The sequence below is a fragment of the Streptococcus sp. DD10 genome (assembly GCF_001578805.1).
GTDB lineage: Bacteria > Bacillota > Bacilli > Lactobacillales > Streptococcaceae > Streptococcus.
This window is the reverse complement of sequence record NZ_KQ969157.1, coordinates 50,090-63,437: the sequence shown is the minus strand read 5'-3', so window position 1 is coordinate 63,437 and position 13,348 is coordinate 50,090. Positions and strand designations below refer to the sequence as shown.

The window sequence follows — 13,348 nt, the reverse complement described above, 5'->3', positions numbered from 1 at the left end:
TAAATTCAATCCACAGATTGAAGAATTTGTCGGAGAGTTTAATCTCCCAACTAGTGTCTTTTATCCTCTCTTTAATCAAATTTATAAATTACGAAAAAAATTAAGAAATAGAAAGTAATCCAACATGACACTCACTATTTTAAGCAAAGAAGAATTTCGCCAACACGCACAAAAAGTTCACCATCGCTCTTTTCTTCAAACTACACAAATGGCTGATCTTTTAGAAAAGCGGGGCTACACTCCTTACTATATTGGGTGGAAAGAAGAGGAAGAAATTCTTGTTTCTAGTCTCCTCTATACCATTCCCATGACAGGTGGACTCCGTATGGAAATTAACTCTGGCCCTGTTTATACAGATCCAAGTAAACTCACAGACTTCTATAAAGCATTACAAGATTTTGCTAAGAAGAAAGGGGTTCTTGAGTTGCTCATTAAGCCCTATAATACCTATCAGAGCTTTGACAGTGAAGGAAAACCAACTAGTTCTGAGGATAAAATCCTCCTTAATCAATTAACTAGTATAGGATACCATCACGACGGTCTTACGACAGGTTATCCAGGAGGTGAAGGAGATTGGCACTATGTCAAGGATATGGAGGGAATCAATGAAAACACCCTCATCCAATCCTTTAGTAAAAAAGGGAAACCTCTTGTAAAAAAAGCAAAAACTTTTGGAATTCAACTAAAAAAACTACAACGTAATGAACTACATCTCTTTAAGGAAATTACCTCTTCCACAAGTGATCGGAGAGATTATAGTGATAAATCCTTAGAATATTACGAATATTTTTTTGATGCTTTTGGTGATACTGCCGAGTTCATGGTAGCAACTTTGAATTTCCAAGACTACTATCAAAACCTAGAAAAAGATCAGAGTAAACTAAAACAAAAAATGGATAGACTACAAGCTGATCTTGAAAAAAATCCAAACTCTGAAAAGAAACACAACCAGCTTAGAGAAATTTCTAGTCAGTATGACACCTTTCAAGTCCGTAAAGCTGAAGCACAAGATTTCATTCAAAAATATGGACAAGAAGATGTCGTTCTAGCTGGTAGTCTTTTTGTCTATACTCCACAGGAAACTACCTATCTCTTCAGTGGCTCTTATACCGAATTTAACAAATTCTATGCTCCTGCTATTCTACAAGAATACGTAATGCTTGAAACAATTAAACGAGGTATCCCTCGCTATAACTTTTTAGGTATTATGGGAATTTTTGATGGAAGTGACGGTGTTCTTCGTTTCAAACAAAACTTTAATGGCTACATCGTTCGTAAGATGGGTACCTTCCGCTACTATCCACACCCATTAAAATATAAAGTGATTGCTAGTATAAAACGACTTCTTGGTCGGTCCTAACTGCTTAGGTTGGACATAAACAGCTTTCGATAAGAAATCATCACACCTATTCGACGCCTTATTTGGTTGCTTAGAACACAGCTTTCAAGTGGTAAAACATACTAAAAAAATAGTTTTCCTACTTCTTTGTTTGCTTTTTAAACTCCAAATACCATCTAAAGAGAGAAATAATGAATCAATTAGAAATTGAATTTAAAACCTTACTTCATCACAAAGACTATCTAAAACTTCTTCCACTTTTCAAGGAAAGTAAAGCCATTAAGCAAACCAATCACTATTTTGATACCAAAGACTGGCGATTAAAAGAAAAAAAGCTTCTCTTCGTATCCGTACTTTTGAAAAAAGTGCTGAATTGACTCTAAAGATTTCTCAAAAAATTGGAAATATGGAGTATAATCTCCCCTTAAACTTAAATGAAGCTGAGGCAATTCTTCAAGGAGCTCCATTTTTCGATTGTCATATCACTCAGCTCCTAAGAGAGAATGATATTTCACCAAAACAGTTAATCTTACTAGGTAGTCTAACCACCCTTCGCTATGAAATGAAACATAAAATTGGACTTTTAGCACTGGATAAAAATCATTACTTTGACAATACAGACTATGAACTTGAAGTTGAAGTTGAAAATCCTCAAAAAGGAGAAACAGATTTTTTTGACTTTTTAGCTGAGCAAGATATTGAATATCGATTTGCCAAAAGTAAAATTGCAAGATTTGCTCAAAAATTGCCAAATTCATGAAAATTAGCTTTTTTTTGGTAAAATAGAACTAAAATATTTTTATCTTAATCAAGGAGTTTCTTCATCATTATGACTGAAAAATCTAACATGAAACTGTTCTCTCTTAACTCCAATCACGCAATTGCTGAAAAAATTGCAAATGCTGCCGGAGTTTCTTTGTGCAAACTCTCTTCACGACAGTTCTCAGATGGAGAGATTCAAATCAATATTGAAGAAAGTGTTCGCGGCTATGACATCTACATCATTCAGTCAACCAGCTTCCCAGTCAACGACCATCTTTGGGAACTCTTGATCATGATTGATGCCTGCAAACGAGCTAGCGCTAATTCAGTCAATGTGGTCATGCCATATTTCGGTTATGCGCGTCAAGATCGGATAGCCGCTTCCCGTGAACCGTTAACTGCCAAATTAGTTGCTAATATGTTAGTCAAAGCCGGAGCAAGCCGTGTATTAACGTTGGATATCCACGCCGTTCAGGTGCAAGGTTTCTTTGATATACCAGTTGATAATTTAATGACCATGCCACTTTTTGCAGAACATTACTGTGCCAAAGGGTTAACAGGTGATGACGTGGTTGTCGTTAGTCCTAAAAACTCTGGTGTCAAACGAGCTCGCCAACTCGCAGAATATCTTGATGCTCCTATCGCAATCATTGACTATGCTGAAGATGAAGATGGACGTTCTGAAGCTTATATCATTGGTGAAGTTTCTGGGAAAAAAGCCATCTTAATTGACGACATCTTAAACACGGGTCGAACATTCTCTGAAGCTGCAAAAATAGTAGAACTAGAAGGTGCGACAGATATTTTTGCAGTAGCTAGTCACGGACTCTTTGCTGATGATGCTGCAAAAATCCTAGATGCTACAGCTATTCAAGAAATTCTCGTGACAGATTCTGTCATAACCAAAGAAGAAACACCTAACAATATCAAATATGTGACAGCAAGTGAATTAATTGCTGATGCTATCGTTCGCATCCAAGAGAGAAAACCTGTCAGTCCACTATTTGCATACAACAAGGGGTAAACATGATTTACTTTGATAATGCAGCAACAACTGCTCTTTCTAAATCCGCTCTCACAGCCATGACTGATATTCTTTCAACTATCCATGGGAATCCTTCGAGTACACATGGAGACGGACGTAAAGCTGCTCGTATTTTACGAGAATCTCGTTCTCAAATAGCTCATTCTCTGAATGTAGAAAGTGGCTCTATCATTTTTACATCTGGCGGATCAGAAAGCAATAATTTAGCTATTAAAGGATATGCACTAGCCCATCGTAATCAAGGAAAACATATCATTTCCACCACTATTGAGCACCATGCTGTTTTAGAGACATTAGACTATTTAAAAAATGAATGGGAATTTGACATTACTCTTATCAAACCTAAAAACAATGTCATTACTAGCCAACAGATAAAAGATGCTTTACGTCCAGATACAATCTTAGTCTCCACTATGTTTGCCAATAATGAGACAGGCTATCTTCTTCCAATCAAAGAGATTGGAGAAGTGTTATCAGATCATCCTGCTATCTTTCACGTAGATGCTGTTCAAGCCATTGGAAAGATGCCTATTTATCCTAAGGAATTAGGAATTGACCTCCTTTCTGCATCTGCTCATAAATTTCATGGACCTAAAGGAGTCGGATTCCTTTACGCCAATCATGTCAAACTTTCAAAGTTACTACACGGTGGCAGTCAAGAAAACAAACGTCGAGCTGGTACTGAAAATTTACCAGGTATTGTAGGAATGGCTACTGCTCTGACTGAAAGTCTAGAACATTGGAAAGAAAACTATGAAAAGGTAGAACAGCTAGCAAAAATTATAGTAGATAATCTTTCAACTAACAGTTTTTATCTTAACCAACAAACTCCACATCTTCCTCACGTTCTCAATATTGGCTTTCCCAACTTGGCCAATGATTTACTCTTACTACGTTTAGATTTGGAAAATATCGCAGTTTCAACGGGTTCTGCCTGCACTGCTGGTGCCATCGAACCCAGTCACGTCTTAGCCAGTTTCTATGGGGGAAATTCTCCTAAACTAACTGAATCTATCCGCATCAGCATTTCTGAGCTAAATACTGAGGAAGAAGCACTCTATCTTACACAAAAAATCAACGACATCACCGGAGGCTAACATGGCATTTGAACCATCTGTCACATTAAAAGACTGTTCTTACAGTTATCACATAGGAGACAATTTAAAAAAATTTACTTTAAGAGATAATACGTTCGCCCAGACTAAAGTCGGTCACTACGAACTAACCCGACTTCTGGAGGAAGTTCCAAATAGTGGGCAGGGGTTCTTGTTGAAAATTATTGTCAATAAAGAATTAACTGGTTTTAAAATTAATATTACTGACAAATCTGGACTTCGTCTGGTTAACATTTTTAAGTCAGATGACCACCATATCTACCAGCAAAAATTTTACTTCCTAATGGATAGCTTGGTGGATCGGGGAATCTTTGTGAAAACCGCTCTCTAAATTCTATCGTGTTGGGAATTAAAGTATAACAAAAGGGAAGGAAGCATCGTTTCATTCTATAGTTGCTGACTTCCTTTTTAGTTGCTTTTTTCACAAACTTTTTTTAAAATAAATAGTGTAGAAAGGTTGTGATTTTGTGAATATGAAAAATAACTCTTCCATTCCTCGTGCAACTGCTAAACGCTTATCTCTTTATTATCGAATTTTTAAACGATTTCATTCTGAAAAGATTGAAAAAGCCAGTTCAAAGCAAATTGCTGAAGCCATTGGTGTTGACTCAGCAACGGTTCGTCGAGATTTTTCTTACTTTGGTGAATTAGGTCGCCGTGGTTTCGGTTATGATGTGAAAAAATTAATGAATTTTTTTGCAGAGTTACTAAATGATAATGCTATTACGAATGTAGCTCTTGTCGGAGTTGGAAATATGGGCCGTGCTCTCTTAGACTATCGTTTTCATGAACGTAATAAGATGAAAATAGTTATGGCTTTTGAAAAAGACGACCATCCCTTAGTGGGAAGCCAGTCAAAAGATGGAATTCCTATTTATGGTATCTCACAATTAAATGAAACTTTAGCCCTAGAAAATGTAAAAACAGCAATTTTAACGGTTCCAAGTATTAAGGCTCAAGAAGTTGCAACGACACTTGTAGAATCTGGTATCAAAGGTATTCTATCTTTCTCGCCTGTTAACTTAACCGTTCCCAAAGATGTGGTCGTTCAATACGTTGATTTAACAAGTGAACTCCAAACTTTGCTCTATTTCATGAGAAAGGAAGAATAAATATGAAAAAACCTGTTATCGGCATTACAGGAAATGAAAGACCAAACCCAGAAGCCGAATTTGCTATCATGAGTTATACAGCAAAGGGGTTCGTAGATGGCATTAGCCGTTCTGGCGGTATTCCTCTCATCCTCCCTATTGGAGATGAAGAAATGGCAAAACAGTATATTTCCTTAATTGATAAACTGATTATCACTGGAGGTCAAAATGTTGATCCTCAGTTCTATGGAGAAAAAAAGCCATCGAAAGTGATGACTATCTACTAGAACGTGATCTTTTTGAACTAGCTCTTATCCGAGAAGCCAGACACCAAAATAAACCTATCTTCACTGTTTGTCGCGGAACCCAACTGTTTAATGTCGCAATGGGAGGAACTCTCTATCAAGACATCGAACACCACTGGCAGGATAGCTCAGCTGAATACACAACCCAGCGAATGGTCACAGAAGAAAATACTATTTTGCATGATATATATGGTTCCAACTCCTCAATTAACTCTTTTCATCATCAAAGTATTAAAGAGTTAGCCCCCAATTTAAAAGCCATTGCTCATGATCCGGATGATGATGTAATCGAAGCGGTCATTACCACTGATGGTAGCCCTTTTTTAGGTGTCCAATGGCATCCTGAATTTCTCTATGGAAAGAGACGAAGAGATGCTGCTTTGTTTGATTATGTTGTAAATCATCTTTAATTAGAGCAAATCTGTTTCCTCTCGATAACTATAATAGCGGTCGCGCCCTACAATAAGATGATCAAGTAATACAATCCCCATTAGTTCGCAAGCTTTTCGAACAGTTTGTGTTACTTGGTCATCATTTTTACTAGGATTTGTTACACCTGATGGATGATTGTGAACCAATATAAGAGAAGAAGCCATATGCTTAATAGCATAATGCATAATTTCTCGAGGCTCAGCTATACTACGGCTAACACTACCGATAAAAATAGTTTGCTGATGAATAATCTGATTTTGTGTATTAAGATAGAGTGCCACTAGGTGCTCTTGTTTTTTATCTCCTAATTCCTGCATCATCTTCATAGCAAGTCCTCTACTAGATGTAATTTGTTCTCGTTCCATCGTTTCAACCTGACAAATTCTTGCTCCAAATTCGATAGTTGCTTGTAACTCGATTGCTTTAATTCGACCGATTCCAGATAACGTTTGCAATTCTTGCAAAGTCATTTCCCGAAAGTCAGCTAAACTAGTCATACCAGATATAATCTTTTGTGAGATATCAAAGACTGATTCCTTACGATTTCCTGTTCGCAGAATAATTGACAGTAATTCTTGATTACTCAGATGCTTAGCACCATACTGAACTAACCTTTCTCGTGGTAATAAGGAATCTTCTTGAAATGAAATACTATACATAAACTACTCCTCCCATAAATTTATTCGTATAGAAAAAAAGAGAGTGAAATAAAATCGAAACTTTTTCAGTTTCGATTTTATTTTTTATTCTTCAGTAATTCACTTATAAATAGCTAGACTTTATCGGCTCAAACGAACATCGGTGGATAGGAGTCCGCCCTAATTTCTTCAATCCTTGTAAATGTTTCGGTGTTCCGTATCCTGCATTTTGTGCAAAATCATAGCCAGGATACAGTTGATCATAATGAGCCATTAACTTATCTCTAGTCACCTTAGCAACTATGGAGGCTGCGGCAATTGAAATTGATTTTGCATCCCCCTTAATGATAGAAGTTTGAGGAATATGTGACTCTAATGTCATCGCATCTATTAAAAGATGTTGAGGAGTTTCCGTAAGATGTTCAATCGCTGTTAACATAGCTCGTTTCGTTGCTTCATAAATATTGATTTGGTCGATAACTTGATTTTCCACAATACCAATTCCAACAGCCAGTGCCTTCTCTAAAACTTCTGAATAGATTTCCTCATGCTTTTTCTTGGAAATTTTTTTAGAGTCATTTAATCCCCTAATCTTGCAATTCTGAGGCAAAATAACCGCTGCTGCTACAACTGGCCCTGCCAAAGGACCTCGCCCCACCTCATCTATCCCTGCTACTAATTTTATTCCATCCTCATAAAGCTTTTTTTCGTATGAAAGCATCTGCTCCAAACGGAGCTCTTCTTCAAGTTCTACTTGCAATAATTTTTTTCGTTGTTTAATAGCAAGTTGTACACCTGTACGCTTATCATTGGAATAAACTTCAAAAAGAGGATGGTCTAAAAAATCTGCCAAAGCAAGTTGTTCTTTAACTTCCTTAATCGTTGCCATCTAAGTCTCCGACTTTATCCAAACTATACCTACCTAATTTTCCATCTCTGATATCTTTGATAAATAAACTATAAAAACGATCATAGTCATCTCGAAAACCAAGTTTTTGCGTCATCGAAATAATAATTTCTGGTGCCTCTTCTTCTAGATTGATTTGTTTAAAGCGATGTTTTAAAGCCTCTGGATAAAACTGTTTAAAATAATTAAGTCCAAAAATCGTCACTTCATCTAAAGGAAGTAGCTGGTCCTTGATAGCGCCTGTAAGTGCTAGTTTCAGTGCAACTACTTCGTCCTCAAATTTTGGCCACAAAATACCAGGGGTATCAAGGATTTCCAAATCCTTGTTTGTTTTAAGCCACTGCTGTCCTTTTGTTACTCCAGGTTTATTCCCAACAACTGCAATTTTTTTCCCTGCCAATCGATTCATCAGTGTAGACTTCCCAGCATTTGGAATCCCGATAATCATGGTTCGTAAGGTTTCAATTTGAATACCACGCTCTTTTTGACGAATTATTTTATCAGCCATAAGACTTTTAGCGGCTTCTGTTACTTTCTTTACGGTTGACTGCTCTTTGGAATTTATCGCTAAAGTTTTCACTCCTTGTCCTTCAAAATAACTCCGCCACTCTTTCGTAATTATAGGATCCGCTAAATCCGCCTTGTTTAAAATGAGAAGTTTGGGTTTATCACCCACAATTTTCGTCAACATAGGGTTTTGACTTGAAATAGGTAGACGGGCATCTACCAAAATTGTGACAAAATCCACAAATTTTATATTTTCTTGTACTTGTCTTCTGGCCTTGGACATATGACCTGGAAACCATTGAATAGTAGCCATGTGTGTTTCTCCTTTGATATAATAAACTATCCAAAGTCTATTCTTCAGTTTTTAAAATGAATCATCAAAATCTAGTTTTTCAAATAAATCAAACTGACTTGTATTTTTTTAACTAACTTAATCTCAAATTTGATCATTTAGATGTATAAACCAATCATAAAAATGATAAAATAGAGAAACTTCAGTCAGTTTAATATCTCTATTTTACCATTTTTTTACTGATTCTGCATTGCTTGAATCATGATAGACTGGTAACTTAGTAATCGGGATACTTTCAGGACTTAGTCTTCCTATTCAACCGATGATTCAAGAGCATCCATACCGCCTTGAACATTAATTACATCATACCCTAGTTCCTCTAAAAAAAGGCAAGCACGAGCAGACCGCATTCCAGATTTGCAGATTACATAATATACCTGGTCACGTTCTAACTGCCTATACTGATTAGGTAAGGTAGAGAGGGGAAGCAACTGAACCCCCTCTAAGTGAAGGACCTCATACTCCTCCTGCTCACGGACATCTAATATTTGAATTCCACTAGTTTTATAAGCTTGATAAAAATCAGAAAATGAAACTTCCTTCATAATTTTTCCTATCTTTCTAAGGTAGTTCAAGGATTTGTTAAATATAGTCGATAGCTTCTAGAAAATGAATCATGGGTACTAATAAAGCTTGTTTTTTCATTGGTATTGCGGTGAAAACTCATCCGTTCTTCGTTTACGATTTCTCTATCAACGTAAACTTTGATATCTTTTTCTTTATTATTCAATAATCCAAACGGATAAACAACACCAGATATCAAGTTCATCTTTTCAATTAGTGATTCTGCTGAAGCCATCCGTATCCGATTGACTCCCACCTGCTCCTTAAAATTCTCTATATCAAGAGTTTTTTGGTCTTCTATAACGAGGAGGTAGTATTGGTTTTTCTTTTTATTGGTAAAAAACATGGTCTTAGTCCGCATCCCTTCAATAAGAGCATCTGCCTGTTCCGTCGTTAGAGTTGGTGCGTGCTCAACCAATTCAAATTCAATACCTAATTCGTATAGCTTATCGGCTACTTAGTGATAAGCATCCATGAGATCACCTCTTTATTTTTGGATAATTTTTTGGACGAGTGCTTGTAATTCCGGTACAACGGTATCTTCAAACCATGGATTTTTTTTCATCCAGATTTGATTTCGAGGAGAAGGATGAACCAGTGGAAAATAGACTGGTAGGTAATCTTTAAAATGGTGTACCCGATCGGTCACCTTGCCACTGATTTTCTCCTGCAAATAGTAGGCTTGGGCATACTGACCAATCAAAAGAGTCAATTCAATATTCGGACATTCTTTAAGCAATTGTGGATGCCACTTTTCAGCAAACCCCTTACGTGGTGGTAAATCACCAGATTTTCCATGTCCTGGAAAATAAAAGTCCATGGGCATAACCGCAAATAATCCTGAATGATAAAAAAGCTCCTCATTTACTCCTAACCATTCCCGCAAGCGCTCCCCACTCTTATCTTTCCAATAGATACCGGCCTCTTGTGTCTTCAATCCTGGGGCTTGACCAATGATATTAATGCGCGCTGTTTTGGGTGCTGCAAAAAGCGGTTTAATTCCGAGTTCTGTATAACTGGCGTTCTGCGGATCAGCCATAATAGCTAATTTAATCCTTTCAATAGCTGACATGTATCCCCCCCTTTTTTTGGTCTTTCCAAAAAGAAGTCCACCATCAAAGGTTTGGACTTCTCTATTATTATTTGATCAATTCGTAAATAGCTTCGGCATAGATGGCTGCAGCGCGGAAAAGATCATCTAAAGCAATAAATTCATTGGCTTGGTGCATGGTATCGATAGAGTCTGGGAACATAGCTCCATAGGCAACTCCTCGTTCCAAAAGACGTCCAAAAGTACCGCCACCAATGACTTGCTCATGCCCCTTAAGACCAGTTTGTTTTTCATAAACCGCCAACAAGGTTTGAACCAACGGATCTTCTAATGGAACATAATGTGGTGTTTGATCATGTTCTGACAGGGTAACCTTGCCCACCGGCAAGGTTTCAAGAGCTTCCTTGATTTTCTCTGGACTGGTTCCTTTTGGATAACGGAAGTTAAGTGCAATGGTATTGTCGCTACTCTTTTCATCAAAACGGAAGACCCCAGCATTCATGGAAAGAGCTCCCATCTTTTCATCCACGTAATCAACACTCAAAGCTTTTCCTTCATGGTCATTCAGGAGAATCTTCCCAGCAACTTCCAAATAGTCCTGAGCAGGTCCGACGAAATCAAACTGGCTGAGGAAGAGGGCCAAGTAGGTCGCCCCATTAACACCAGAAGCAGGCATGGCCCCATGGGCTGATTTCCCAATGATAGTAACTTCGTATTGACCAGCTTTTTCTTGAATTTCTCCTCTGAGCTTGTGTTCTGCAACGAAGGCATCTAGTTTGCCTTGCAGATCAGTCAAGTCACCTGAAACGACTGCTGTTGCTGATTCAGGTACCATGTTTTCCCGCAAACCACCAGTGAAGCTGTGAAGGCGGGCTGCACCTGTATTTTCACCTGAAAAATGGAGATATTCGGTAATATTCCCCTTTTCACCGTTGATGATTGGGAATTCCGCATCTGGTGAGAAACCAAAATTTGGTTTTGCAAGACCAACGTGCTCAAAGTAGTAGTCCATGTCTCCCCAGCCTGATTCTTCATCGGTTCCCACGATAAAACGAACCTTCTTAGAAGTTGGGAGACCCAATTCTTTGATGATTTTCAAACCATAATAGCAAGCAGTCGTAGGCCCCTTGTCATCAGAAGCTCCACGTGCATAGAGGCGACCGTCTTTGATGGTTGGTGTGTAAGGATCAGTCTCCCATCCATTTCCAGCAGGAACTACATCCATATGTGCAAAAATCCCTAGTACTTCATCTCCTTCCCCAAACTCAAAGTGACCAGCGTAGTTATCCACATTTTTGGTTGGATAACCATCACGGTCAGCAATTTCAAGGAATTTATGGAGAGCTTTTACTGGACCAGGGCCAAAAGGATGGGCCGAATCAGCTTGACTGTCATCCCGTTCAGAGTTAATTTCTAATAGGCTAAATAAATCCGCTAAAAGAGCGTCTTTACGTTTTTCAACTTCGGCTTTAAAATCAACTGTTGTCATATCATTTCTCCTATCTTTTCTCAATTATTTCATCTACTGGCAAGCGGTAGCTTGGTTCTGACTGCTCGTCTGTGTATCCAACTGTAATCAAAAGTTCTGGTCGGAAACGTTTATCAATGTCCAGAACCTCATTCACTTTCTCCTTGTCAAATCCTAAGAGGATATTAGAAGCAATCCCCTGATCCGTTAATGCTAAAACAAGATTCATAGCCACTAAACCTGCATTCAAGGCTAAATAATCACTTTTTTGTTGAACACTGTAATGGCTATATTCCACAGGTAAATTCTGCATATAGTATTGCAGAAGTTCATCGGTCATGTTATTTATACCAGCAATTCGAGCAATCTTTCTAGCTCTCTTAACCAAATCCGTATCAGTAAAGAGAGCGATTGTCACGGGCGCTTCCTTGACTTGATCTTGATTCGTACCATAAGAAATGTCTGCTAATTCTTTATTTTTCTCACGAACAACGACAAACTTCCATGGTTGACTATTGTGAGCACTAGGTGCTAGCGTTGCAATTTCAATAGCCGTCCGAACATCCTTAGGGTCAACAGGTTTATCTGTAAAATGCTTTGTAGCATGTCGCTTTTTGTTTAATTCTAAAAATTTCATAAGCAAGTTCCTTTTCTAATTCTTCTGTTTCCATTCTACCATAATTTGAAAGAGCTTGCAGAGATTTTTCATAGGAATAAGTCCTCCTCTTAGCCAGTGAAAGGAACACATTCAGCGAGTCCACTTGTGACAGACAGGAGCTTCTTTCATCAACTAGGATCATGCTGGTTTAAAGGCTTAGCCGTGCAGACCTGTCTCAATAATTCACTCTTGATAATTTTTCTTTATCGACTCCATAAAAAATTTATATTGGAAAAGCTTCCTCTTCTTTGATATGCTAGCAATTAGACCATCATCTTGAAGGAGAATAACATAAAAAAAGCTTTATTGACCCTATTATTAACTCCATTATTGGTTGCTTGCAGTCAGGGAAATTCGACGACAGAACCGTCTACTACCAAAACCATTGTCGTCGCTACTGCGGGGGACATTCCTCCATTTGACTATGAGGAAAATGGAAACCTAACTGGCTATGATGTAGAAGTTTTAAAGGCCATCGATGAAAAATTGCCCAACTATGAGATACAGTTCCAAAAAACTGCTTGGGAGAGTATTTTCCCAGGAATCGATGCAGGCCGCTACCAAGCAGCTGCTAATAACCTCAGTTACACCAAGGAACGAGCTGAAAAGTATCTCTACTCCCTCCCAATTGCCAAAAATCCTCTAGTACTGGTCAGCCAAAAATCCCAATCCCTCACCTCACTTGATCAAATCGCTGGAAAAACGACTCAAGACGATACCGGTACATCCACTGCCAAACTGGTAACCGATTGGAATCAAGAGCATGCAGGTACCCCAGCAACTATCGACTATTCTGGTGAGGATGTTGGTAAACGCCTCTTTGATCTGGCCAACGGGGAATTTGATTTCTTGATTTTTGATAAAATTTCAGTTGAAAAGATTATCAAAGATCGGGGACTAGACCTAGCCGTTGTCGAGTTGGAGAGCAGCAACAATCCTAACAACTATATCGTTTTTGGCTCCGACCAAGAGGACTTCAAAAAAGAATTTGACACTGCCTTAAAAGGTCTCTACCAAGATGGAACCTTGGAAAAACTCAGTAATATCTATCTAGGTGGTTCTTACCTTCCAGATCAATCTCAGTTACCATAAGAGATATTAAAAACGATTGGAC

At 38.1% G+C, this 13,348-nt stretch carries 14 protein-coding genes and 2 pseudogenes; 8 read left to right on the top strand and 8 right to left on the bottom strand.

Annotated elements, in window-relative coordinates; translation table 11 throughout:
* Positions 1–124: 124 nt before the first annotated feature.
* The 7 genes and pseudogenes from STRDD10_RS00275 to STRDD10_RS00245 all read left to right on the top strand — a co-directional run bounded on the left by STRDD10_RS00275 (position 125) and on the right by STRDD10_RS00245 (position 6,067).
* Positions 125–1,360 (top strand): aminoacyltransferase, encoded by a 1,236-nt coding sequence (locus STRDD10_RS00275; protein WP_067192045.1) that lies wholly within the window; start codon positions 125–127, stop codon positions 1,358–1,360.
* Between the two features lie 170 nt (positions 1,361–1,530).
* Positions 1,531–2,099: pseudogene (locus STRDD10_RS00270) on the top strand (CYTH domain-containing protein).
* A 69-nt stretch (positions 2,100–2,168) separates the two neighbouring features.
* Positions 2,169–3,125 carry a ribose-phosphate diphosphokinase gene (locus STRDD10_RS00265; RefSeq protein WP_067192042.1) on the top strand — a complete coding sequence of 319 codons (957 nt, stop codon included), beginning with the start codon at positions 2,169–2,171 and terminating at the stop codon, positions 3,123–3,125.
* A gap of 2 nt (positions 3,126–3,127) precedes the next feature.
* Positions 3,128–4,243, top strand: coding sequence for a cysteine desulfurase family protein (locus tag STRDD10_RS00260; protein WP_067192039.1), 1,116 nt, complete (start codon positions 3,128–3,130; stop codon positions 4,241–4,243).
* Between the two features lies 1 nt (position 4,244).
* Positions 4,245–4,592: a DUF1831 domain-containing protein gene (locus tag STRDD10_RS00255; protein WP_067192036.1), complete on the top strand. Its 348-nt coding sequence runs from the start codon at positions 4,245–4,247 to the stop codon at positions 4,590–4,592.
* 142 nt (positions 4,593–4,734) lie between these two features.
* Entirely contained in the window at positions 4,735–5,373 is a 639-nt protein-coding gene (locus STRDD10_RS00250; RefSeq protein ID WP_067192033.1) for a redox-sensing transcriptional repressor Rex, read from the top strand.
* A 2-nt stretch (positions 5,374–5,375) separates the two neighbouring features.
* Positions 5,376–6,067: pseudogene (locus STRDD10_RS00245) on the top strand (gamma-glutamyl-gamma-aminobutyrate hydrolase family protein).
* Here the strand turns inward: STRDD10_RS00245 and radC are convergent.
* The 8 genes from radC to STRDD10_RS00205 form a co-directional block, all read right to left on the bottom strand.
* A complete protein-coding gene (radC, locus tag STRDD10_RS00240) occupies positions 6,068–6,748 on the bottom strand; it encodes a RadC family protein (protein ID WP_067192030.1) in 681 nt (226 codons plus the stop codon).
* A 103-nt stretch (positions 6,749–6,851) separates the two neighbouring features.
* Entirely contained in the window at positions 6,852–7,616 is a 765-nt protein-coding gene (locus STRDD10_RS00235) for a ribonuclease HII (RefSeq protein WP_067192027.1), read from the bottom strand.
* Positions 7,603–8,454, bottom strand: coding sequence for a ribosome biogenesis GTPase YlqF (ylqF, locus tag STRDD10_RS00230; protein ID WP_067192024.1), 852 nt, complete (start codon positions 8,452–8,454; stop codon positions 7,603–7,605). Before ylqF ends, STRDD10_RS00235 begins: the two co-directional genes overlap by 14 nt.
* Before the next feature lie 290 nt (positions 8,455–8,744).
* Positions 8,745–9,038, bottom strand: a complete 294-nt coding sequence (locus STRDD10_RS00225; RefSeq protein ID WP_067192021.1) for a rhodanese-like domain-containing protein — start codon at positions 9,036–9,038, stop codon at positions 8,745–8,747.
* Positions 9,039–9,064: 26 nt separating this feature from the next.
* Entirely contained in the window at positions 9,065–9,487 is a 423-nt protein-coding gene (locus STRDD10_RS00220; RefSeq protein ID WP_443031079.1) for a YbaK/EbsC family protein, read from the bottom strand.
* A gap of 57 nt (positions 9,488–9,544) precedes the next feature.
* Entirely contained in the window at positions 9,545–10,129 is a 585-nt protein-coding gene (locus STRDD10_RS00215; protein ID WP_067192019.1) for a uracil-DNA glycosylase family protein, read from the bottom strand.
* A gap of 67 nt (positions 10,130–10,196) precedes the next feature.
* Positions 10,197–11,597, bottom strand: a complete 1,401-nt coding sequence (gene pepV, locus STRDD10_RS00210; RefSeq protein ID WP_067192016.1) for a dipeptidase PepV — start codon at positions 11,595–11,597, stop codon at positions 10,197–10,199.
* 10 nt (positions 11,598–11,607) lie between these two features.
* A complete protein-coding gene (locus STRDD10_RS00205; RefSeq protein ID WP_067192014.1) occupies positions 11,608–12,213 on the bottom strand; it encodes a nitroreductase family protein in 606 nt (201 codons plus the stop codon).
* A 312-nt stretch (positions 12,214–12,525) separates the two neighbouring features.
* On the opposite strand from STRDD10_RS00205, the gene STRDD10_RS00200 reads away from it, so the two are divergent.
* Complete coding sequence (locus STRDD10_RS00200; RefSeq protein ID WP_067192985.1) at positions 12,526–13,326, top strand: amino acid ABC transporter substrate-binding protein; 801 nt, start codon at positions 12,526–12,528, stop codon at positions 13,324–13,326.
* Positions 13,327–13,348: the final 22 nt, after the last annotated feature.